The organism is Syntrophaceae bacterium, assembly GCA_013177795.1.
Lineage (GTDB): Bacteria > Desulfobacterota > Syntrophia > Syntrophales > UBA2192 > UBA2192.
Map to the genome: position 1 here is coordinate 82,499 of JABLXY010000002.1, position 22,002 is coordinate 104,500.

24 protein-coding genes are annotated in these 22,002 nt (G+C 64.4%); 9 read left to right on the forward strand and 15 right to left on the reverse strand.

What is annotated here, in order from left to right:
- Positions 1-135: 135 nt before the first annotated feature.
- Positions 136-663, reverse strand: coding sequence for a Spy/CpxP family protein refolding chaperone (locus HPY67_05225; protein NPV04118.1), 528 nt, complete (start codon positions 661-663; stop codon positions 136-138).
- Positions 664-993: 330 nt separating this feature from the next.
- Between HPY67_05225 and HPY67_05230 the strand changes: the two genes are divergently transcribed.
- Both HPY67_05230 and HPY67_05235 read left to right on the forward strand, forming a co-directional pair.
- Positions 994-2,712 (forward strand): PAS domain-containing protein, encoded by a 1,719-nt coding sequence (locus tag HPY67_05230; GenBank protein NPV04119.1) that lies wholly within the window; start codon positions 994-996, stop codon positions 2,710-2,712.
- Entirely contained in the window at positions 2,709-4,079 is a 1,371-nt protein-coding gene (locus HPY67_05235) for a sigma-54-dependent Fis family transcriptional regulator (GenBank protein NPV04120.1), read from the forward strand. The genes HPY67_05230 and HPY67_05235 overlap by 4 nt, the downstream gene beginning before the upstream one ends.
- A gap of 132 nt (positions 4,080-4,211) precedes the next feature.
- Here HPY67_05235 and HPY67_05240 read toward each other — a convergent pair whose 3' ends face one another.
- Positions 4,212-4,604 (reverse strand): hypothetical protein, encoded by a 393-nt coding sequence (locus HPY67_05240; GenBank protein NPV04121.1) that lies wholly within the window; start codon positions 4,602-4,604, stop codon positions 4,212-4,214.
- Between the two features lie 218 nt (positions 4,605-4,822).
- Positions 4,823-6,901, reverse strand: a complete 2,079-nt coding sequence (locus tag HPY67_05245) for a molybdopterin-dependent oxidoreductase (GenBank protein NPV04122.1) — start codon at positions 6,899-6,901, stop codon at positions 4,823-4,825.
- 334 nt (positions 6,902-7,235) lie between these two features.
- Between HPY67_05245 and HPY67_05250 the strand changes: the two genes are divergently transcribed.
- The 7 genes from HPY67_05250 to HPY67_05280 all read left to right on the forward strand — a co-directional run bounded on the left by HPY67_05250 (position 7,236) and on the right by HPY67_05280 (position 13,713).
- Positions 7,236-7,688 (forward strand): cache type 2 domain-containing protein, encoded by a 453-nt coding sequence (locus HPY67_05250; GenBank protein ID NPV04123.1) that lies wholly within the window; start codon positions 7,236-7,238, stop codon positions 7,686-7,688.
- A 70-nt stretch (positions 7,689-7,758) separates the two neighbouring features.
- Positions 7,759-9,279, forward strand: a complete 1,521-nt coding sequence (locus HPY67_05255) for a HAMP domain-containing protein (GenBank protein ID NPV04124.1) — start codon at positions 7,759-7,761, stop codon at positions 9,277-9,279.
- Between the two features lie 211 nt (positions 9,280-9,490).
- Entirely contained in the window at positions 9,491-10,372 is an 882-nt protein-coding gene (locus HPY67_05260) for a rubrerythrin family protein (protein NPV04125.1), read from the forward strand.
- Between the two features lie 87 nt (positions 10,373-10,459).
- Complete coding sequence (locus HPY67_05265; protein ID NPV04126.1) at positions 10,460-11,827, forward strand: FAD-dependent oxidoreductase; 1,368 nt, start codon at positions 10,460-10,462, stop codon at positions 11,825-11,827.
- 203 nt (positions 11,828-12,030) lie between these two features.
- Positions 12,031-12,303 carry an AbrB/MazE/SpoVT family DNA-binding domain-containing protein gene (locus HPY67_05270; protein ID NPV04127.1) on the forward strand — a complete coding sequence of 91 codons (273 nt, stop codon included), beginning with the start codon at positions 12,031-12,033 and terminating at the stop codon, positions 12,301-12,303.
- An 18-nt stretch (positions 12,304-12,321) separates the two neighbouring features.
- Positions 12,322-13,158: an arsenite methyltransferase gene (locus HPY67_05275; GenBank protein ID NPV04128.1), complete on the forward strand. Its 837-nt coding sequence runs from the start codon at positions 12,322-12,324 to the stop codon at positions 13,156-13,158.
- A gap of 60 nt (positions 13,159-13,218) precedes the next feature.
- Entirely contained in the window at positions 13,219-13,713 is a 495-nt protein-coding gene (locus HPY67_05280; protein ID NPV04129.1) for a C_GCAxxG_C_C family protein, read from the forward strand.
- Here HPY67_05280 and HPY67_05285 read toward each other — a convergent pair.
- From HPY67_05285 to HPY67_05340, 12 genes are all read right to left on the reverse strand, one after another.
- Entirely contained in the window at positions 13,686-14,396 is a 711-nt protein-coding gene (locus HPY67_05285) for a hypothetical protein (GenBank protein ID NPV04130.1), read from the reverse strand. The genes HPY67_05280 and HPY67_05285 overlap by 28 nt on opposite strands.
- Before the next feature lie 148 nt (positions 14,397-14,544).
- Positions 14,545-15,006: a DNA-binding protein gene (locus tag HPY67_05290; GenBank protein NPV04131.1), complete on the reverse strand. Its 462-nt coding sequence runs from the start codon at positions 15,004-15,006 to the stop codon at positions 14,545-14,547.
- 168 nt (positions 15,007-15,174) lie between these two features.
- Positions 15,175-15,597, reverse strand: a complete 423-nt coding sequence (locus tag HPY67_05295) for a periplasmic heavy metal sensor (protein ID NPV04132.1) — start codon at positions 15,595-15,597, stop codon at positions 15,175-15,177.
- A gap of 297 nt (positions 15,598-15,894) precedes the next feature.
- Positions 15,895-16,632, reverse strand: a complete 738-nt coding sequence (locus tag HPY67_05300) for a sulfite exporter TauE/SafE family protein (protein ID NPV04133.1) — start codon at positions 16,630-16,632, stop codon at positions 15,895-15,897.
- A 137-nt stretch (positions 16,633-16,769) separates the two neighbouring features.
- The gene (locus HPY67_05305; GenBank protein ID NPV04134.1) at positions 16,770-17,057 is read right to left on the reverse strand and encodes a thioredoxin family protein; all 288 of its coding nucleotides are present in this window, start codon (positions 17,055-17,057) and stop codon (positions 16,770-16,772) included.
- A 40-nt stretch (positions 17,058-17,097) separates the two neighbouring features.
- Entirely contained in the window at positions 17,098-17,541 is a 444-nt protein-coding gene (locus HPY67_05310) for an arsenate reductase ArsC (GenBank protein NPV04135.1), read from the reverse strand.
- Between the two features lie 232 nt (positions 17,542-17,773).
- On the reverse strand, positions 17,774-18,553 hold the full coding sequence (locus HPY67_05315) for an NAD(P)-binding domain-containing protein (GenBank protein NPV04136.1): 780 nt from the start codon (positions 18,551-18,553) through the stop codon (positions 17,774-17,776).
- A 65-nt stretch (positions 18,554-18,618) separates the two neighbouring features.
- A complete protein-coding gene (locus HPY67_05320) occupies positions 18,619-18,909 on the reverse strand; it encodes a thioredoxin family protein (GenBank protein NPV04137.1) in 291 nt (96 codons plus the stop codon).
- 253 nt (positions 18,910-19,162) lie between these two features.
- Positions 19,163-20,137, reverse strand: a complete 975-nt coding sequence (locus HPY67_05325) for a cation transporter (protein ID NPV04138.1) — start codon at positions 20,135-20,137, stop codon at positions 19,163-19,165.
- Between the two features lie 96 nt (positions 20,138-20,233).
- Complete coding sequence (locus tag HPY67_05330; protein NPV04139.1) at positions 20,234-20,473, reverse strand: thioredoxin family protein; 240 nt, start codon at positions 20,471-20,473, stop codon at positions 20,234-20,236.
- A 15-nt stretch (positions 20,474-20,488) separates the two neighbouring features.
- Positions 20,489-21,532: a permease gene (locus tag HPY67_05335; GenBank protein NPV04140.1), complete on the reverse strand. Its 1,044-nt coding sequence runs from the start codon at positions 21,530-21,532 to the stop codon at positions 20,489-20,491.
- Positions 21,533-21,577: 45 nt separating this feature from the next.
- Positions 21,578-21,958, reverse strand: coding sequence for a winged helix-turn-helix transcriptional regulator (locus tag HPY67_05340; GenBank protein NPV04141.1), 381 nt, complete (start codon positions 21,956-21,958; stop codon positions 21,578-21,580).
- Positions 21,959-22,002: the final 44 nt, after the last annotated feature.

A 22,002-nucleotide genomic window follows, 5' to 3' on the forward strand; every position in this document is an offset into this window, starting at 1 on the left:
AATTCGAGAACGCCTCGAGGGGATCGGGTTCAAGCGGGTCTTGCGGTCAGAAAAAAAGATCACCCGGCAGAGGGGGCCGGGTGATCCTGCAAAGGGGGAAGTGCCTGTGAAGAAGGTCTCGCGTTTACGGTTATTTTATCGCATGCCGCCCATGCCGTAGCCCATGCCGGACCCCATCTTGGGACCCGCACCGGGGCCTTTGCCCGGGCCCATGCCCTTGCCGGCACCCGGCCCGGGGCCGAAGCAGCGCCCGATCGCCCGGTTCTGCTTCAGCAGTTCCTGCTGCTCCGGGGTGAGCACCTTGTAGACGGACCAGCGGTAATCGGCTTTCTTGTCGTCGATCTGGTCGCGCAGCGCCCGCACTTCCTTTTCCGTTGCGCGGATCTTCGCCTCGTCAGGGCTCTTCTCGAGCCACAGGATTCTGAGATCACCCCTCTTGCTGTGCATCTTGTCCTCGAGGGGCTTGATCTCCTTCAGGTGCGCGGTCCGCAGGTCGGCGATCTTCGTTTTCTGCTCTGCCGTGAGGTTCAGGCCCTGCACGCCCGAAAGGTCATTGCCGTTGCAGAAGCCGTATCCGCGGCCTTTACCACCCCTCGCGTCGGCGGGCATCACGAAGGCCGTCACGAGAAGAAGGGCTGTGAGAACGATCATCATCTTTTTCATGGTCTCAATCTCCTTTGAAGTTGTTTTCTTGCCCAGACCATAGGGCAACGATCGTGCCATCTGAATCATTTATTTATAAGATGCCGAATTCGCATATATTTTTCGTGTATTCATCCGTTCTGCCGCTCGGAGTGCGATAAAAAAGTGGATAATATGTATCCATAAAGTGTATACAGGAGTGAAGAAAGTATTCAGGGAATGTTCGATGTGCGGAGCGAGAGGTTCCCGGATGCATGGGCGGGTTGAGCCTTTGATTCCTCCTGAGCTTCTTGAATTCTCAACTCGCGAACTTCATGGACAATGACAAAGAGTTTTGCATGACGGTAGCCTGTGAGAACCGCTGAGCGAAAAAGGCTGTGGCTCCTCGTGCCCCCCTGGGTGATTCTCGGTGCCGTGGCGCTCCTGGTCCCTCTGTTTGCCTTTCTCACCTGGGAGAATGTCACCCGTCACAGGGACATGAGCACGAGGCTTCTCCTGGAGAAGGGCGAGGCCATCATCCGCTCCTTCGAGGCGGGGGCGAGGGCCGGCGAGGGGATGCGGTGGGGCAGCTTCCAGCTGCAGAAGCTCCTCATCGAGACGGCCCAGCAGCCGGGCGTGGAGTACTTCACCATCACCGACACGAAGGGCCGGATCCTCGCGGACAGCGATCCCGGCGTGATCGGCGAGGTGTATGAAACGGGCCTGGATCTGACGGCCCTTGCCCGCGAGGGCCATGCGCAGTGGCGGATCATCGAGGGGGCCGACGGGGCAAGCACCTTCGAGGTCTATCGCCGGTTTGCGCCCCGGGAGGAGCCGTTTGCGGGCTTCAGCGGCCAGAGGCAGGGCGCCGCCTACGTGATCTTCGTGGGCCTCGACAGGACGCCCGTGCAGGAGGCCCACGCCCAGGACACCCGCAACACGGTCATCACGGCCTCGGTGCTCCTGCTGATCAGCGTGGCCGGGATCGTCTCCCTTCTCCTTGCCCTGGGCTACCGGTCTGTCCGGGCCTCGCTGACCCGGGTCAAGGCCCTCTCCGACAGCCTCGTGGCGCACATGCCCGTCGGGCTCGTAGCCGTCGATCCCGACGGGAGGGTGGCGGTGTTCAACGACACGGCGGAAAGACTGTTCGGGCGGCCGTCGGCAGAGGCGCTCGGCAGGCCCGCCGCGGAAATCCTTCCCCCTGCGTGCCTCGAGATCCTGGGGGGCCTGGTCCCGGAGCGGCCGATCGTCGAGAGGGAGTTCGCGTGCACGGTCCGCGAAGGAAGGACGGTGCCCCTGGAGGTGATCGCGGCGGTCCTGAAGGATGACGAGGGGGTGCCGATCGGCCGCATCGCCCTTCTCCGTGATCTCTCTGAGCTTCAGCGGCTGCGCGACGAGGTGGAGCGAAGCCGGCGGCTTGCCGCCGTCGGGAGCCTCGCCGCGGGGGTGGCCCACGAGATCCGCAACCCGCTCAGTTCCATCAAGGGCTTTGCCACCTACTTCCGCCAGCGGTACGGCGGGGTGCCCGACGACGTGAAGATGGCGGATATCATGATCCAGGAGGTGGACCGCCTCAACCGGGTCATCACCGAGCTTCTCGAATTCTCGCGCCCCGTGGAGCTGAGGCGCAAGGCGACCGACGCGGCCGGCCTCGTCCGGCAGGCGGCGGACACGATCGAGAGGCAGGCGCGCGAGAAGGGGATCGCCGTGCGGATAGAGGCCGCCCCGGGCTTGCCGCCCGTCCTCGTTGACCCGGACCGCATGACGCAGGTGTTCCTCAATCTCTTCCTCAACGCCTTGGCCGCCATGGAACAGGGAGGCGTCCTCTCGGTCGGCCTGGCCCTGCAGGACGGCCGAACCCTCCGCATCACCGTCGGCGACACCGGGACGGGCATCCGGAAGGAGGACCTCGGGCGGGTCTTCGACCCCTACTTCACGACGAAGCCCTCGGGGACGGGGCTGGGGCTTGCCATCGTGCACCGGATCGTCGAGTCCCACGGCGGCGAGATCAGCCTGGAAAGCGAGCCCGGCAGGGGGACGGTCTTCACGATCCTGCTGCCCGCCGGGACGGCCGGGAAGGAGCAGACATGAACGCCAAGAATGTGATCCTCGTCGTCGACGACGACTATGCCCACCGGACGATGCTGAAGGCCCTGCTGAGCGGCTGGGGCTACGAGGTCCGAGAGGCCGACGACGGCGCCGCGGCCGTCGAGTCGGTCGGGAAGGAGCCCCTCGACCTGGTCCTCATGGACATTCGCATGGTGCGCGTCTCGGGCATCGAGGCCCTCGAGGCCATCCGCCGCTTCAACCCAGCCCTGCCCGTGATCCTCATGACGGCATATGCCTCCGTGGAGACGGCCGTCGAGGCGCTCAAGAAGGGGGCCTACGACTACCTGACGAAGCCCCTGGACTTCGACGAGCTGCGCCTCTCCCTGGAGCGTGCCCTGGAGCACACGCACCTGCGGGAGGAGAACCGCCTGCTGCGCGAGAGCCTCGGGGCCCGCTTCGACCGCGGGAACCTGATCGGCCGCAGCGCGGCCATGACCCGGCTGCTGGACCTGGTGGCCCAGGTGGCCCCGTCGGAGGCGACGGTGCTGATCTCGGGGGAATCGGGCACGGGCAAGGAGATGATCGCCGGGGCCATCCACGCCAACAGCCCCCGCAGCAGGGGGCCCTTCATCCGCATCAACTGCGCCGCCATCACGGAGACGCTGCTGGAGTCGGAGCTCTTCGGCCACGAGAAAGGCGCCTTCACCGGCGCCGACCGGCGCAAGGAGGGCAAGTTCCGGCAGGCCGACGGGGGGACGATCTTCCTCGACGAGGTGAGCGAGATGTCGCTGGGGATGCAGGTGAAACTCCTGCGGGTCCTGCAGGAGCGGGAGTTCACCCGCGTGGGTGGCGAGGACCTCATCCGGGTCGACGTGCGCGTGCTTGCCGCCACGAACCGCGACCTGCTGAAGTTCGTCGCGGAAGGCCGGTTCCGCGAAGACCTCTTCTACCGCCTCAACGTGGTGAACCTGCGCGTTCCCGCCCTGAGGGAGCGCAGGGAGGACATCCCGCTTCTGGCCCAGCACTTCCTGAAGCTCTTTGCGGAGAAGAACCGCAAGCCGCTCCAGGGGTTCACCCCGCGCGCCATGGACCGCCTGCTGCGCTACCCTTGGCCGGGCAACGTGCGGGAACTGATGAACACGATTGAGCGCGGGGTTGTGCTTTGCCGGGCCGACATCCTGGACGAGCAGGACGTGGCGCCCGTGCTCGAGGCGGAGACCGTGCCCGCGGCCGCCGGGCAGGCGGCCGATGCCCCGGCCGTCACGGACGCATCCCTGGAAGCCCTGGAGAAGGCTGCGGTCCTCAGGACCCTCGAGGAGACGGGGGGCAACAAGAGCGAGGCCGCCCGCCGCCTGGGCATCACCCGCCGCACGCTGCACCTGAAGCTGAAGAAATACGGTCTGATGTAGAATCGGGGGCTGCGCTCTTCTGTGCTTGCCCGTTTTCAATCACGATTCGGGCAGGGGAGGGCGGAGGGTTTCTTATCAGCCGCACTGCGGAGCATCGTCCGCTGGTGCCGTTTGCTCAGCGGGATCGAAGCCTCATCTGCGGGCTACCACAAGCGGCATGAGTGCAAACACCGCGAGCATGGCAAAGTAAACGGCGCCGGCCACCGGATCGCGGGCCGCAAAGTACTCGCCTATCGACAGGCCGCGAAGCCACAGGACGATCGTGAATTCAACGGTCAGCAAGAGACAGAGAGCAATCATGCCCATCCCGAGTCTGCTGGACGTATGGGACGGCAAGGCAAGCCGCCGGACCACCCATCGGGCCGAGGCGATGATTACGATCAGCATCAGGGGGGCTTCCATCAGTTCGGCCGTTCTCTCGCCGAATTGCGGCAGAAGCCACAGGATGCGGACCGTCCCGAGAACAAAACCCGCACCGAACGCGAGCGCAAAGTAGAGAACGCCCGCCTTGAGAATCTGCACGATTGCTTTCCCTCAAGGTGATTTTGGCTTGAAATGTAGCACAAAGGATGAAAACTGGAAATCAAGACCTTAGGGAAAAAGGAATGCGAGACGCACACCGCGTTCTGTCAACATGAGAAAACCCCGACCGCATGCGGTCGGGGTTTTCCAGGATCCGTCCGTATCAGGACGGCCCCTGTTTCCTGCTGAATGTTTCCCCTTGCCGAACCCTGGATCCGGGTTTACGCCTTGCTCACCCGGCAGGGCAGCCCCTTGAGGTTCGGCGTCCCGTATTCCCTGCCGAGCTTGCCCACCGACGTGAGCATGTTGAAGTTGGCCGACTGCCAGTCGTACTGGGTCTCGGGGCTTGCCTCGGGGAACCACCAGCCGTGGGCTGCGCAGAGCACCCGCGGGTCGAGGGCATCCGTGAGATAGGCCCTCTGCGTGATCTTCCCGTAGGGGGTCTCGATGAGAACGCTGTCGCCCTCGGCGATGCCGTACTTCGCGGCCGTCTCCGGGTGGATCTCCAGCCTCGGGTCGGGGTTCATCTTGCGCAGCTTCTCGACCCACCGGTACGAGGAGTGCAGGTAGTAGCGGCTCTTGGCGCTCGTGAGCACCAGGGGGTATGCCGGGTCCTCCGCCTCGGGGAGCCCCCTGTACGTGGGAAGCGCCGAGAGCTTGAACTTCTCCGCCGTGCTGAGGCGCAGCTCGACCTTGGTCGTCGGCGTGGAGAATCCCTTCTCCTCGTATTTCTTGAACCGCTCGGGCCCCTTCAGGTAGCCCTTCTCGCAGAACTGCGCGTAGGTGAGGCCCGCGGGCTTCACGACGTCCTCGGCGAACTCGTTGAAGTCCTCCTTCCAGAGCTCCTTCGGCGTCATGCGCTTGCCCAGCTCGTTCATGATCTTGATGTCGGGCCAGCACTCCTCCGGCGGCTCCACCACCTTGGGCCGCGCCAGGATGTAGCCGTGGCCGATCCCGATGTGGCCGATGTCGTTGAACTCGAACTGCGTCGCGGCGGGCAGCACCACGTCGGCCAGGGCCGCCGTGGGGGTCATGAAGATCTCGGCGACGGCGAGGAAGTCGAGCTTCATGAAGGCCTCGTAGGTGAGCCGGCTGTCGGCGTAGGACAGCATGGGGTTGCAGCACATCATGTAGGCGCCGCGGATGGGGTAGGGCTTGTCCTCCAGGATCGCCTTCCGGAAGAAGGCCGGCGCGTTGGTCATCAGCCGCGGGATGACGCCGTGGGCATTCGCGATCATCTCCTTGCGCTTGTCGGGGATGAGGTCGGCGCGCACCAGGGGCGCGAGCCCCAGCATCTTCGGGTCCCGGGGGTCCACGTTCCCGCCCGGGACGTCGAGGTTGCCCGTGATCGCCATGAGGCAGATGAGGGCGCGCGTCGTCTCGAAGGTTTGGGTGACGTGCTCGATGGGGTTGCCCCACTGGATGGCGGCGGGTTTGGCCGCGGCGTAGGCCCGGGCGGCCTGGCGGATGGTGTCGGCCGGCACCCAGGTGATCTCGGAGACCTTCTCGGGCGGCCAGTCTTTCACGTGGGCCGCGAGCTCGTCGAAGCCATGGGTCCACTTCTCGACGAACTCCCTGTCGTAGAGGCCCTCCCCGATGATGACGTGGAGGAAGCCCAGGGCAAGCGCCGCGTCCGTCCCGGGCCGCAGCTGGAGCCAGTGCTTTGCCTTCCTCGCGAGGTCGATGCGCCGGGGGTCGATGACGATGATCTCGGTGCCGTCCTTGATCTGCTTCATGAGCATGCTGCAGATCTCGCCCTCCTCGTTGGTGGAGGTGATGTTGCTGCCCCAGAGCACGACGAGCCTGCTCGGGTAGTGCAGGTCCGCCACGGGGTAGAACCCGCAGGTGTGCACGCCCGTGATCTCCCGGGGCGCGTGGCAGACGTCCTGGGAGGCGATCACGTTGGGGGAGCCGAAAATGTTCGCGAGTCGGATCTGGATGAAGTGGTCGAGACCCTTGGGCATCCCCACGCCGAAGGCGACACCCTTGGCGCCGTACTGTTCCTTGACCTTGAGTAGACCCTGGGCGACGGTGTCCAGGGCCTCGTCCCAGGAGATGCGCGTCCACTTCCCCTCGCCCCGCTTGCCGGCCCGCTTCAGGGGGTGGCGCAGCCGGTCCGGGTGGTTGAGCTTGTCCGCCGAGGCGAGCCCCTTGATGCAGGTATAGCCCTTGCTCAGGAACCCCGTCGGGTCCCCCTTGATCTTCACGATCTTGTTGTCCTGGACCCCCACGAGAAGCGTGCAGCCCCCGTGATCCATGCGCGCGCAGTGCGTCCTGACCCATCGGATGTCTTCTGCCATCGGTCCTCTCCTTGATCCGTTCACCTCGCGGAGGGCATCCCGGGCCCGCCGCGGACAGGCGCACCATACACCATTTGCCCGAGGGCTGCAAAACCTTATTTGACTGCGGTCCGGCGGGGCTTGAAGGCGCAGCGGACGAGTTCCGCCGTGTGGCATGGATTATGCTAATCCCTGTCTTCGGTTTCAATCGTGTCACATCTTTGACGTGAAAACGACTGTACGCGCATCCCCCGCAGCTTGGTGCGGGGTATATCAACGGACAAACCCATTCCTGATTCCCGGCACCTCGGTGCGAGGAATTTGAAATGCCAATTTCCCACAGGGAGGTAGATCGATGCAAAGAGTCCTGATTTGTGCGTTGTCGCTGTGTTTCGTGTTCGGACTGGCGTTTGCGCCGGGTGCCGCGGCGTCCCAGAAGGACGCGAAGGCCCTCGTCGAAAAGGCCGCCGCCTTCGTGAAGGCCAACGGCAAGGACGCGGCCATTAAGGAGATCAACAAGGCCAAGGGGCAGTTCGACAAGGGCGAGCTCTACGTCTTTGCCTACGACATGAGCGCAACGATCGTCGCCCACCCCAAGAACCCGAAACTCATCGGGAAGAACCTCATGGACGTCCCGGACACGGACGGCAAGCTCTTCCGCAAGGAGATCGTGGAGACGGCCAAGACGAAGGGCTCCGGCTGGGTGGACTACAAGTACCTCAACCCCGAGACCAAGAAGGTCGAGGCCAAGACGACGTACGTCCTCAAGGCGGGGGACATCATCCTCTGCTGCGGGACCTACAAGTAGGAATCCGGATGCCGGCAGGGCATGACCCCTGCCGGCTTTTTCCGCCCGATCAGGTGAAAGGATCTGCGGGATGAAGAAACTGATTTCGAACCTGTCCATGACGAAGAAATTGCTCGCCCCGCCCCTCGTCGTCCTGGTCTCGATGGTCGTGCTCGTGGCCATGGCATACGTGGGGTTCTCGAGCCAGTCCTCGGCGATCGACGACCTCTACAACAACCGTTTTGTCGGCTACCAGAGCTGTGCGCGGATCATCAACGACGTCAACGTCGTCCACAAGAATCTCTACAAGATCGTCAGCCTCGCCGGGTCCAACGCCGACGAGAAGATCATCGACGCCCTGGTGAAGGAACAGCTGAAGACCCTCGCCGAGACGCAGCAGTTCGCCGAGGGGCTTGCGAAGCAGGAAAACCTGACGCCCGAGGAAAAGAAGCTCCTCGAGACGGCCCTGGGCCACTTCAAGCCCTACCGGGAGCAGGCCGTCAAGGTCCTCGACATGGCCATGGCGGACTACAGCGTCGCCCTGACCTTCATGGGCCCCGTCGACGGGAAGTTCCAGGCCGTCTACAAGGCCCTCTCGGAGCTTCAGGCCCTGGAGGACCGCCTCGGCAAGGAAAATCACGGCGCCTCGAAGGCCGGCTTCAGCGCCATGTTGCGGAACTTCATCCTCGTGGCCGCCGTCGTGGTCGTCTTTTCCGTCACGGTGAGCCTGCTCATCACGCGGATGATCTCGAAGCGCCTGACGGAAACGATGGAAGTCCTGCAGCACGTCGCCGAGGGGGACCTGACCCACGAGGTCGCATCGGCGTCGACGGACGAGCTCGGACAGCTTGCGCAGTCGGTCAACACCATGCGCGTGAAGATGGGCGAGGCCGTGGGCCACTCGAAGGAAATCGCCCAGAACCTCTCCGAGTCGGCCTCCGAGCAGGCCGCCACCCTCGAGGAGACGGCGGCTTCCCTGGACGAGCTGGAGTCGATGACGCGGCAGAACGCCGGCAACACGGAAGAGGCCAACCGGCTCATGAGCGCGGCCAACGAGATCATGGAGAAGGCCAACCGGTCCATGGCGCAGCTGGCCGCGTCGACGCAGCAGATCGCCGAGGCGAGCCGGCAGACCCAGAACATCGTCAAGAGCATCGACGAGATCGCCTTCCAGACGAACCTCCTGGCCCTCAACGCCGCCGTCGAGGCCGCCCGCGCCGGGGAGGCCGGCGCCGGCTTCGCCGTCGTGGCCAACGAGGTGCGCAACCTCGCCCTGCGCGCCACCGAGTCGGCCCGGAACACCTCCGAGCTGATCGATGACATCGTGAGCAAGGTTCGCGACGGGGAGCGGCTGGCCCAGGCGACGAGGGGCGACTTCGACGAGGTGACCGCCGCGGCGGCCAAGGTGGTCGCCCTCATGGCCGAGATCGCCGCGGCATCCCAGGAGCAGTCCCAGGGGATCGTCCAGATCAACAAGGCCGTCAACGAGATGAGCCAGGTGACCCAGAAGAACGCCGCCGCCGCCGAGGAGCTCGCCTCGACGATGTCCATGTTCCGCACGGAGGGGCGGACGGCCGACGCACCGGACACCGCGTTCGAGCAGCAGGCCTGAGTGCAGGGGCCGAATGAGAAAGGGGCTGAAGGACAACGACCTTCAGCCTTTTTTTTTCGCCGTCAGCCCGCCTTCACGGACGTTCTCTCCGCCTTTCCCGGATTGCAATCCCCCTGCAAAGACCCTATAATCCGCGGTCAAGGTCCCGCCGCGGAGGGGTTGCCCCCCGCGCCCGCAACGGGCGGAGCGGGACTCCGTCGTGGGGGAGAGCATGAAACACGGCACGCTGCCGGCCGACGTCCGGGAACGGATCCTGGAGGCCCAGAGAAACGAGATCACGGAATTTCACGTCTACCACCGGCTCGCGGCGCTTGCGCAGAAGGAGCAGAACGCCCGGATCCTGCGGGACATCGGGGACTGCGAACGGGCCCATTACAACTTCCTGCGGGACCTGACCGGGACGGACGTCGCCCCCGTCCGGTGGAAGGTCTGGCTCTTTTACCTGGTTGCGCGGTTCCTGGGCCTCACCTTCGGGCTCAAGCTCATGGAGAAGGGCGAAGGCGGCGCGGCGGCGGCCTACGCCGAGCTGTCGGGCGCCGTTGCCGGCCTCGACCGGGTATCCGGGGAAGAGGCCGACCACGAGGAGCGGCTGATCGGGATCATCGACGACGAGAAGCTCAAGTACGTCGGCTCCATCGTCCTGGGGCTCAACGACGCCCTCGTGGAGCTCACGGGCGCCCTGGCGGGGTTCACCCTGGCCCTGGGGGAAATCCGGCTCATTGCCCTGGCGGGCTTCATCACGGGCGTCGCCGGGGCTTTTTCGATGTCCGCATCGGAGTACCTTTCCATCAAGTCCGAGGGCGAGGTGCTACATCCCCTGCGGGCGGCGATCTACACGGGCGTGACCTACCTCGGCACGGTCCTGTTCCTGCTCCTGCCGTATCTCGTGCTGGACAACCCCTATCTCAGTCTCGCATGCACGCTGGCGAATGCGCTGCTGGTGATCCTGATGTTCACGTCCTACGTGTCCGTCGCCCAGGACATCCCCTTCCGGAAGCGCTTTTCCGAGATGGCCGCCATCAGTCTCGGCGTCGCCGCGCTGACCTTCGGGATCAGCTATTTCGCCCGTCTCTTTTTCCATCTCGACGTTTGATCGGCGCGCAACCGCGGGAATCCGTTCCCCCCGCCGGGCGTTTTGTGCTAGGATTCCATCATCATCCGTTGCGGGAGGTCCTCTATTATGGCGAAGGAGCGACTCGTGGTCATCGGCGGGGACGCCGCGGGAATGAGCGCCGCCGCCCAGGCGAAGCGGCTGAACAAGAACCTGGATGTGATTGCCTTTGAGAAGGGCCCGCACACCTCCTACTCGGCCTGAAGCATCCCCTACTACGTCGGCAGGGTTGTCGACGACCTCAGCAAGCTCATCGCCGTCACGCCCGAGACATTCAAGGCGGAGTACGGCATCGACGCCCGCGTTCACCACGAGGTCGAGGAGATCGACCCGAAGAACCGGCGGGTGCTGGTGAAGGACCTCCAGAGCAAAAAGGGCTGGTGGGAGCCCTACGACAGCCTCCTCATTGCAACGGGCGCAATGCCGTTCTGCCCGAAGGTCCCGGGCTGGGAGGCCAAGGGGGTCTTCGGCCTGCACTCGCTCCAGAGCGGCATCACGGTGCGCCGCGTGCTGGACGAGGAAAAGCCGGCGAGAGCCGTCATCGTGGGCGGCGGCTACATCGGCCTCGAGATGGCCGAGGCGCTCATCCTCCGGGGGCTGGAGGTTTCCCTCGTGGAGCGGGCGGAGCAGGTCATGGGGACCCTCGACCCGGACATGGGGGCCCTCGTCTCCGACGCCGTCGCCGAGGTCGGCGTGCAGCTCTACCGCGGCGAGTCGCTCGAGGCCTTCGAGGTGGCCGACGGCCGCGTGCAGGCCGTCGTGACCGACCGGAGGACCCTGCCCGCGGACATCGTCATCCTCGGGCTCGGCGTCCGGCCCAACACCGCGCTGGCGCAGAGGGCCGGGGTCCCCTTGGGGGTGCGCGGTGCCATCCGCGTCAACGACCGCATGCAGACCGGTGCCCCGGGCATCTGGGCGGCGGGCGACTGCGCCGAGTCCTTTCATCTCGTGAGCCGCAGGCCCGTGCACATCGCCCTGGGTACGATCGCCAACAAGCAGGGCCGCGTGGCCGGGATCAACCTCGGCGGCGGCTACGCCACCTTTCCGGGTGTCGTGGGAACCGCCGTGAGCAAGATCTGCCGGTGGGAGGTCGCCCGGACGGGTCTTCAGGAGCGCGAGATCCGGGACATGGGGCTGGAGTTCGCCGCGGCCACGATCAAGAGCACGACGCGGGCGGGCTACTACCCGCAGGCGGGACCCATCACGGTGAAGGTTCTGGCTGAGAGGGGCTCCGGCCGGCTGTTGGGTGCCCAGATCATCGGCATCGAGGGGGCGGCCAAGCGGATCGACATCTTTGCCACGGCCCTGCATGCCGGCATGACCGTCCAGGACATGATCAACCTCGACCTCAGTTACGCCCCTCCCTTTTCGAATGCCTGGGACCCCGTCCTCATTGCCGCGCGCCAGGCCGACCGCGCCGTCCAATCGGCCTCCTGAAAGGAACGAGGTGCCGCGCAAGACCCGGGGAGACAACATCCCCGGGTCTTTTGCGTCCCGGTGCCGGAAGGGGATGCGTGCCCTGACGGCCCCGCTTGTCGCCCCCTTGGACCACCGGAGAAAATTCTTGACAGCATCCGTAGAATCAGATAATTCCGATTCATCTGATATATCATAATTCACAGAATTCGAGGTTCTGCCCCATGGCGAAAGGCAAAAAAGACGAGGCCTGCTGTTCCGCGCCGGGCGACTTCAAGGCCCGCTGCCGCATGGAGTCGCTCATCAGCGTCGACGAGCGGGGCCAGATGGTCCTGCCCAAGGAGCTGCGTGAGCGGGCGGGAATCGCGACGGGCGACAAGTTCGCCCTCATCAGCTGGGAGAAGGACGGGCAGATCTGCTGCTTTACCCTTGTCAGGGCGGACTTCCTGGCCGACAGGGTGAAGGACTTCCTCGAACCCATCATGATGACCCGCTGACACGCATCGGAGGATGATATGGACGAAAAGGACATCAAGAGCATCGTGCGCGAAAAGTACGGGAGCATTGCCGCCGCGTCCGGCTCGTGCTGCCCGTCGGCTTCGTGCTGCGGGGGGCCTGCCCTCACGGAAATCGGCAGGAAGATCGGCTATGCCGAGTCGGATATCGCGGCGGTCCCCGAGGGGGCGAACTTGGGCCTGGGCTGCGGCAACCCCATCGCCCTGGCGTCATTGCAGGAAGGCGAGACGGTCCTCGACCTGGGCAGCGGGGCCGGCTTCGACTGCTTCCTGGCTGCCGGACGGGTGGGCAAGACGGGCAGGGTCATCGGCGTCGACATGACCCCCGAGATGGTCGAACGGGCGACGGAGAACGCCCGGAAGGACGGCTTCGCGAACGTCGAGTTCCGGCTGGGGGACATTGAGCACCTCCCCGTAGAAGACGGCAGCGTCGACGTCATCATCTCCAACTGCGTCATCAACCTGGCCCCCGACAAGGGCCGCGTATTCCGCGAGGCCTTCCGGGTCCTGAAACCGGGGGGCCGTCTCATGGTCTCCGACATCGTGCTGGCGAGGCCGCTGCCGGATGCCCTGAAGAACTCCGTTGCGGCCTACGTCGGCTGTGTTGCGGGCGCCTCTCTCAAGGAGGACTACCTGGAGGTCATGCGGCAGGCGGGCTTCGAGAACGTCACGGTCCATGACGAGGCGCCCTTTCCCGTGGACTGCGTCACGACGGACCCCATGCTTTCGGGGCTCTCCGAATCCCTCAGTCTCCCCGTGGAAGAGCTGGCGCGGCAGGCCGCAGAGACGGTCCTCAGCGTCAGGGTCTCGGGAACCAAGCCTCACACCCCGTCGTGACGGCCGTCTGCCTCGGGCATGCAAGTCGGAAGCGTCTCGGAAGCATCGCAAGGAGCAGCCGTGCCGAGCAGGACCGACATCGCCGTAGAAATGTTCACGAGCGGGTACAACTGCGCGCAGTCCGTTCTGTATGCGTTCTTGGACGAGAGTGCCCTGGACGCGGACACGGCCCTGAAGATCGCCTGCGGCCTGGGTGCGGGCATGGGACGCAAACAGGAAGTCTGCGGCGCCGTCACGGGAGGGATCCTCGTCCTGGGGTTGAGGCATGGCCGCGGGAGCAGCGATGAGCGCTCGGCAATGGACATGACCTATGCGAAGACGAGGGACCTGATGGATCGCTTTGCCGAAAGGCATGGCAGCTGCATCTGCCGGGCCCTGCTCAGCGGCTGCGACCTCTCGACGCAAGCAGGCCAGAGGCGGTTCAGGGAGCAGGAGATGCTCAAGAACGTGTGCGCGCCCTGTGTGCAGACGGTTGTGGAAATCCTCGAAGGCCTGTCATCCGCAGAAAATCATGCCGGAATGGCGCTTCATGCTGCGTCGGCCGGAGTCGACTGAATGCGCTGCAGCAGCAGGGGGCCTTTCTTTCGCAGGTACAGCGCGTGGCAGACGGCAAGGGTCGCAAACGGCGGATACAGAACGACGGTCATCTGCACGGCATAGTATGCTGCGAGAGGCCACGGAGTGTCTCGCAGGATTCCGAAGATGCCGCCGAAACCGAAGAGGACCGGCAAAAGCATCCCGACATACTTCCCGACCATCTTTACCTCCCCCGTCTTCCTGTTCCGGTGCCTGACGCCCAGATCGTCGAGGGACCAGAGAAACGACAGGAGGAGGGAGACCGCTACGACGATGGCCGTGGAGACGAGAAACCGGCCCGGCGAGAATTGCGATGGCGGCAGGATCGCGGCTTTGCCCAGGGACGTGCCCGTGTATTCCTGGACCATCCCGATGAACTTCGTGCCGAAGAGCAGCGCGAGGCCGGTCCCCTGCAGCGGGCGCAGGAACCAGAGATTGACGGGCCAGGGGTCCCTGGCTTTTTCAACTTGAACCAGTTCCCGGTCCCCCCGGGTCAGCAGCCGCCGCATGAGCGGGCAGAAGGGGGGAAGAATCAGGAGGGGCACAACAAGAAAAAGACTGAGGCGAAGATAGCGGACCGGGACCTTCCAGAAAGCGGCGGCACCGCTGACAAAGGTGAACTCGCCGATCAGGGACGGCAGAATCGCGTTCAGAACCAGCACGACCGGGATCGGCCAGGCGAAGTGAAGGAGAGAAATTCCATGCAGGCTCTTCCGAAACATCTTGTCTGCGATTTCCGCTGTTCGTGGTGATGCGGCCGGTCATGAAAAGGGACCCGGCTCCGAAAAGACACCGGGTCCCCGGATGCCCCTAGCGTTTCCAGCCCCAGCCCGCCCACGCGGGAACACCGTTCGCGTCGCGGAGCACCAGCACGTCCGCTCCGCGCTTGACCTCCGCCGCCATGATGGCGGGCTTGCCGAGGAAGGTACCCCGCACGCCCTTGACCTCCACCTTGTCGCCGACGGCGAAGGGCTTTTCGATGCGCTCGATGAACCAGCCCGGCCCCAGGTGGACGGGGATCGTTTCCTTCTCCGTCTTGACGACGAGGGCAACGCCGTAATCCATCCGCTTCATGGGGACTGTCTTGTCGATACTGACCACCTCGCCCGACAGGGTCTCCACATTGGCCGGGTTGTACATCTGGTTGTAGGGCGTACCAGTCCCCCAGCCGCCGCTGCCGCGGTACCCCTTCCACGGCGCGCTCGAGGCCGTGGCGGCCGTGAGTCCGACAACCAGGACTGCCGCAAGCAATACAACGTACGTTTTCTTCATGTCCGTTCTCCTTTCTTCCTGTGGTTTTCGCCGCCTTCTGCACGGCGGTGTTTCTCTTCTCGCCTGCCCGTCACGCAATGGCCCCCGGCAAGGGCCGGTCATCACCGCTTCTTCCGCGATGACCGGCCATGCCTTGCCTCGCATCCGAATTCGCTGTGGCTGATTTGCCTATCGCCAGGCTGCCCGGCGGTGCGTCCCCGGCCCGCCGTACATCTGCACCTTGTCCCGCTGCTCCGGGGTCAACACGTTGAGGACCGACAGCCGATGGGCTGTCGCCTTGTCCTGCAGCCGATCCCTCAGCGCCCGGATCTCGGCCTGCCGGGCGCTGATCTTCTGCTGATCGGGCGTGCGCTGCATCCAGAGGCGTTTCAGGTCACTGCTGTTGCTGCAGAGCTTGTCCTGGAGGGGCTTGGTCTCCCGTACGAACTGTTCGTCCATGGCCCGGATCTTCGAGATCTGCTCCGCGGTCAGGTTCAGGCCCGGCTGGTTCAGTAGAGCCGCGCCGCAGTATCCTCCGCCATAGCCCATACTGCCTCCGGGGCAGCCTTTTGCGGCATGGGCAGGGTAAATTGCTGCCAGTGCAGCCACCATGAGAGGACCGCTGCAACTGCGAATGCTCTTCTCATGACGTGAACTCCTTTTTTCTTCCGGGTGTGTATTTGACCCCCGCTTGGTACACAAGATGTGCCATCAGGCCTGCTTCATATTAACATCTTGATAATATTGATGTAATCAGAACTCTCACTGTGGAGGAAACTCGCTGCGGCCGATGAAATGGATACATGGTATCCGCTTCCCAGTGTCCATCTGGATATTATCTATCCGCAAGGGAAGGGGATATGAGGCCCTGCCGCGTTCATTCCAGGTACCCTGAACGGGCCTGCGGCTTTACCCGAACAGGGTGGCTATCTTGTAGGCCGTCATGATGACGATCAGCACGCCGAAGAGCTGCTTGAGACGCCCGCCGGGCACATAGAGGCTCGTCAGCCTCGCGCCGACGAAGGAGCCTGCCGCGCCGACGATCAGCAGCGTGACGGTCAGATTGAAGTCCCATTGAGCCGTCCCGATGTGAGGGATGAGCGACGAAAACGAGGGCGGGCAGACGGCGAAGGCGTTGATCCCGGCGGCCATCTTGGTGTTGAAGCCCACGAGGATCAACGTCGGCATCAGGAGAAAGCCCGGCCCGATGCCCAGGAAACCGCTCAGCACCGAGATGGGCACGGCGAGGATGAGGGCGAGGCGGAAGTTCTCCTGCCCCGGCCGCTCCTGCACGGGCCGGAAAAGACGGTACGAGAGGTAGAGAACCGATGCAAGATAGGCAAACCACACGTACACCTGGTCCACGTACTGGACGAGCCAGGCGCCGGCCGGGGCCGTCAGGGTGGTGATCACGGCCAGCGTGACCGCCTTTCGCCAGTCCACGAGCCCGCTCCGGGCAAACCCGAAGACGGCGAAGAGGGCCGTGATGCCGTTGAGCAGAAGGCTCAGGGGCTGAACCTGGTGGACGAGATCCGGCAGGAAAAGCCCCAGGAACGGCACGGCGGAGAAGGCCACCCCGAGGCCCAGCATCCCGGAAACCAGGGAGAGGACCAGAAGACCGATTGCCATGATGACCAGCGCGTTCATGATGCTCCCCGTTTCCCGAGCGGCGCTCCATGCACCCGCCGCCCCGTTTCCGGATTCGGTGTTTCAGACGCTCTCTTTTGCGTGCAGTGCCGTGCCGAGCAGTCCCGCAGCCGCATCCGCGCCGGGGGCGCGCCCCGTCAGGCTCCGGCCTTGCACTCCCCGGACGCGATCAGATCCCGCAGAAGCTGCCTGACGCGCATGCGGTCGGGCAGGCTGCCCGCGGAAACGATCCGGCCGTTGAGGACGAATCCCGCGGTGGCAGGCAGCCCGTAGGATTCGATCCGGCCGGCCTCCGTCACACGGGTGATCTGCCCCTGGATCTTCATCTCGTCGAGGAGCTGACGCACGTCACGCTCCAGCTGCTCCCCCTGCAGTCCCTGCGGGTCCAGGATCTCGATCCGCACCGCTCCCTGGCTCTCTTTCATCGCACACCCCCTGTCGGTTTCCGGTTTCTTCCCCTCGCAGTCAGCCCGCCCGCGGGCCGGCCTCCCGCCTGCAGAATTCCTCGACGGCCTCGCGGATCGAATCCCGGATGACCCGGACCCGGGCGAGTTTTTCCTCCTCTGTCCCCTCCACGCGGGCCGGGTCGGTGAAGCCCATGTGGACGCGCTTGGCCGGACCCGGGAAGATGGGACAGGCCTCGGCCGCCGACTCGTCGCAGACGGTGATGACGTGGGAAAAGAGGGTCCCCGCCTTCAACACGTCGAACACGCTCCGCGTCGATTTCCCGGTGATGTCGATCCCGACCTCCTTCATGACGGCCACGGCCAGCGGGTTCAGGGTCCCCGGCTCGAGTCCCGCGCTTTCGGCCTCGAAGCGATCGCCGCAGAGATGGTTCATCCAGGCCTCGGCCATCTGGCTGCGGGCGCTGTTGTGGATGCAGACGAAGAGCACCTTCTTTTTTTGCATGAAAAGTTCCTTTCGTTCATTCACGGGTGATTGATTGCACAGGATTCTTGATAGCGAAGTGAGACGCGTTTTCGGTACCCGCTCTTCGCGAAGCGAAACGGCCGCAGCGCAAACTGTTTGAGACTGAAGGTCGAGTTTTTGCGCCTGCAGTGGAGCGAACATTCGAGCGGTCGAAAACCGTCTCTTCGCGGAAGGAGCCCTGTTCGAACACGCATTGGAATTCACGGGGTACCTATCCCTTGAGCTTCTGGTAGAGACCCGTGAGCCTCGTCCGGTAGGCGTTGCGGATCACGGCCTCGTCATCCCCCAGGGGCCTGACGGGGACGAGATCCATCACCTCCTCGGGCGTGAGGCCCGACTCGTCGACGGTCTCGACGGCGCCCTTGAGCATCTTCTTGATCCCCTTCCAGGCCTGCTTGTCGGTGAGGCCGAAGGACTTGCCCAGCTCGTAGAGCTCGAAGAGCTGGAACCACAGGTAGGTGGGGCCCATCGCCGTGATGATGGCGTAGGCCTCGAGCTTTTCCTCGTCCACCTCCGGGCAGTCGCCCAGCTTCTTGAAGAGCTTCGAGAGGTCCTCTTTTTCCTGTTTCGAAATGCCCGGGCCGAAGGCGACGGGGTTGTAGCCCTCGCCCACGATGGACGGGGCATTGGGGATCATCCGCACGATCCGGTCGAATCCCCCGAGCCCCTCGGAAAGGGCCTTGATTGTGAACCGGGGTGCGAGGGAGACGAGAACGGCCCCGGGCTTGAGCGTTGCCCTGATCTCCGCGATCCCGCCCCCGACGGCAGGCGGATGCAGGGCGAGGAAGACCAGGTCCTGGCCCGCCGCCTTCGCGTTGTCGCCCTGGACGGTCTGGATCTTCGGGAATTTCTCCTTGAGCTTCTGCAGGACCTCGGCGCTCGTGTCGCTGACGATGACGCTTGCCGGGAGCATCCTTTTTCGATTCCATGCCTCGAGAATGATCCGCGTGATCCTCCCGCCTCCGATGAACCCCATGGACTTGAAAGACATGCAATCTCCTCCTTTCAAAACGAAACGAACTCTCCGCCCCGGGCGTCAATCGGGGCGGAGTCGGTTCACCGGCCCCTGTCGCGAAACGGCTTTTCCTCACTGCCGCCGCGCCCCTTCGCCGCGGCTTCGGTGACCCGCTTCTTGATCGTCCCGCGGTCGGGGACCTGGCCCACCGAGACGACCCTGCCGTTGATGACGAGGGCGGGCGAGCCCATGACCCGGTATTTGACGATTTCCCGGATGTCCGTCACGTGCTCGACGCCCGCCGCCACGCCCATCTCGGAGAGTGCTGCGATGACCTCCTTCGTCATCAGGTCGCAGCGGGCGCAGCCGGGGCCCAGGATGCGGATCTCCAGGCCATCCGGGGTCTCTTCGGCCTCATCGACGGGCATGCCGCGGATTTTCCTGTACTCCCGCAGCAGGGCCCGGCCGTAGTCGTCCATCAGCTTTCGCGGGATGTAGTTGGCCTCCGACAGGCGGCGGAGCAGTTCGGCCCGGATCGCATCGTCGCCCTTTGTGGTCCAGGGTTCCCCCATCGCCTCCGCGGCGGCCCTGAGCCCCACGATGCCGATGCGGTTTCCGTTGACGACGATCTGCGTGATGTCCTTTTCAGCCATGTCCTTCCTTGCCCTCGTCCGCCCTCCCTGCGTCCAGCGGATGACGGGGCCGATCGTGGAGGTCGCAGCACAGAAGCCCCGTTCCCTTGCAGGCCCGCGTCTCGAACTGCAGCACGGGGTGCTGAATCCCAAAGCGATGCAGGAGCCTCTCCCGCACCCGGTCCGCCAGATCGTCCACCTGGCTCAGCATCTGGTCCTTCACCTGCACATGCGCCGCCAGCGCAACCTGCCCCGAGGACATGCTCCAGACGTGCAGGTGGTGCATCTCCTCGATGCCCTCCAGCGACTCCACCTCGCGCTTGATGCTGAGCAGGTCGATGCCCGGGGGCGTCGCGTTCATCAGGATGCCGAGGGCCTCCTTGAGGATATCCCACCCGCTGTAGAGGATCATGCCGACGATCAGCGTCGAGACGACCGGGTCGAGCCAGTACCACGGCCGATAGAGCCAGATGACCCCCAGGACGGCAACCCCGAGGGACGTGAGGGCATCGGTCAGCATGTGCAGGAAGGCCCCGCGCATGTTGAGGTTCTCCCGTGCGCCCGAACGCAGCAGCAGGGTCGCAACCAAGTTGGCCGCAAACCCGATCAGCGCCGCCCCGATGACGATGGCGCCCTCGATGGGCCTGGGGGCCTGCCACCGGCCCCAGCTCTCGACCAGGATGTAGAAGCCGGCGCCGAAGAGCAGCGCCACGTTCAGCACGGCGCCCAGCACCTCCAGGCGCCTGTAGCCGAAGGTCTGCTCCAGCGACGGGCCGCGCCGCCCGATGCGCAGGGCCGCGTAGCTGATCAGCACGGCGACGAAGTCCATCAGGTTGTGCAGCGCGTCGCTCACCAGGGCCAGGCTGCCGCTGAGGATCCCCCCGGCGATCTGGACGGCCGGGATGATCAGGTTCATGATCATGGTGGCGATCAGCCGCCGGCCCCAGGAGAGCTCAGGGGAACCCTGATGGTCATGATGATGCGTCATGCCGAGTGCCCAAGGTCTTTTCCCCCGATTCCATGCCGTCGTGCCGGTGTGGGCAAGCCGCCGGGCTTCCCGGCATCGAGGCACGGCTGAATCGGGTCATTGCACGCCGGAAAGAAGCTGCTTGAGGTCGTCCACCGACGGGATCTTCCCTGCGACGACCACTTTCCCGTCCACCACGACGGCCGGGGTCATCCTGACGCCGAGCTTGGCGATCTGGAGCATGTCGCGGACGTGGGTGACCTCGGCGTCGAGACCCAGCTGTCTGCATGCCTCGAGAACGTTTTTCTCCGTGGCATCACAACGGGCGCAGCCCGGGCCGGCGACCTGGATTTTCATGACAGGCACCTCCTACTAGAGAATGTAGTTTCCAAAGAACCATCCGACAAGGGTCCCGAGGATGACGATCGTGATGACGTAGACGACGGACTTCTTGAGGCCGAAGACCCGCGCGATGGCGATCCAGTTCGGGAGGCTCAGGCCCGGCCCCGTGAGCAGGAGCGCCAGCGCCGGCCCCTTCCCCATGCCGAGCTTCATCAGCGTGTCCACGAAGGGGGCCTCCGTCATGGTGGCGAAATAGCTGATTGCGCCGATCATCGTGGCGATGAAAGAGGCCAAAACCCCGTTGCCGCCCAGCCATTGGCGAATCCATTCTTCCGGCAGCAGCTTCCCGATGATACCGACGGCGAAAACGCCGGCCAGGAGCAGCGGCAGGATGATCCGGACAAACCACCAGGTCTCCCGCAGCCAGCTCTTGATCTCGTCTCTCGAGAACATCTTGAGCGCGTAGGCGAACAGGATGACGGTTGCGATGCCCCAGATGATCACCTTTTGCCAGTAGGGTCCGGTCTGACCGATATAGTTCGGGGCAAGCAGTGAAACGACGATGAGAACAAGAAGGATCACGTGCCTCCGGGAGACGATCTCCCCCTTCTCCCGGGTCCCTTCCGCGGCGATCTCCTCGCGCACCTCGTTGCGGAAGGCCAGCGTCATCACCCAACCGACGACAAAGGCCATCGCCAGGGATGCCGCCACGCGCGCCACGACGATCTCACCCCCCAGGATGTTTCCCGTGTACACCAGCGAGAGGATGTTGGCCGAGGGGGCGACCCAGAGCACGATGAAGGCCACGCCGATGGCGGCCCCGCTGTAATACAAACCCGCCGAAACGGGGATGACCGTGCAGGAGCATGCGGCCACGAAGAAGCTGGCCACGCCGGCCAGCGAAAAGGATTTCACCTTGTTGGCCTTTTCGCCCAGGTAATTCAGGATCGCCTCCTGGTTGATGAAGGCCACCATGGCGCCCGCCAGCATGAAGGCCGGCACGAGGCAGGTCAGCACGTGCGTTGCGACATAGTCTTCCAGGGCGAGAAGACCTGCCATGATCAATTCCATCAGCATGGACAAACTCCTTTCAATCAGCGGAGGGACTTGCCGTCCCGCTTACACCTTGCCGTGGGCCTTTCCGCCCGTTACGGCCGGCTTCTTTCTCACTTCCTCGCGTCGGATTTCGGGAAGCTGGCGGAGGAGCTGCCGGATTTCGCGGTCGTCGCCGAGCCATCTTCCCATCATGCTGAGCATCTCGGCGGCATAGGGGTTGGCCTCACCGTCAACCAGCCGGTAATTCACCCAGAGCCCGTCTTTCCTCGACTGCACGAGCCCCGCATCCTCGAGGATTTTCAAATGCTTGGAGACCGTCGGCTGGGCGATGCCCAGGGCCTCCTGCATCTCGCAGACGCACATCTCCTTGTGCTGGAGCATCTTGACCACCTTGACCCGGTTCGGGTCCGACAGGGCCTTCATGACCCGGATGAAATCCTTCATGGCAGCACCCTTCATATTGCTATATGGCTATATAGTTATTCGGT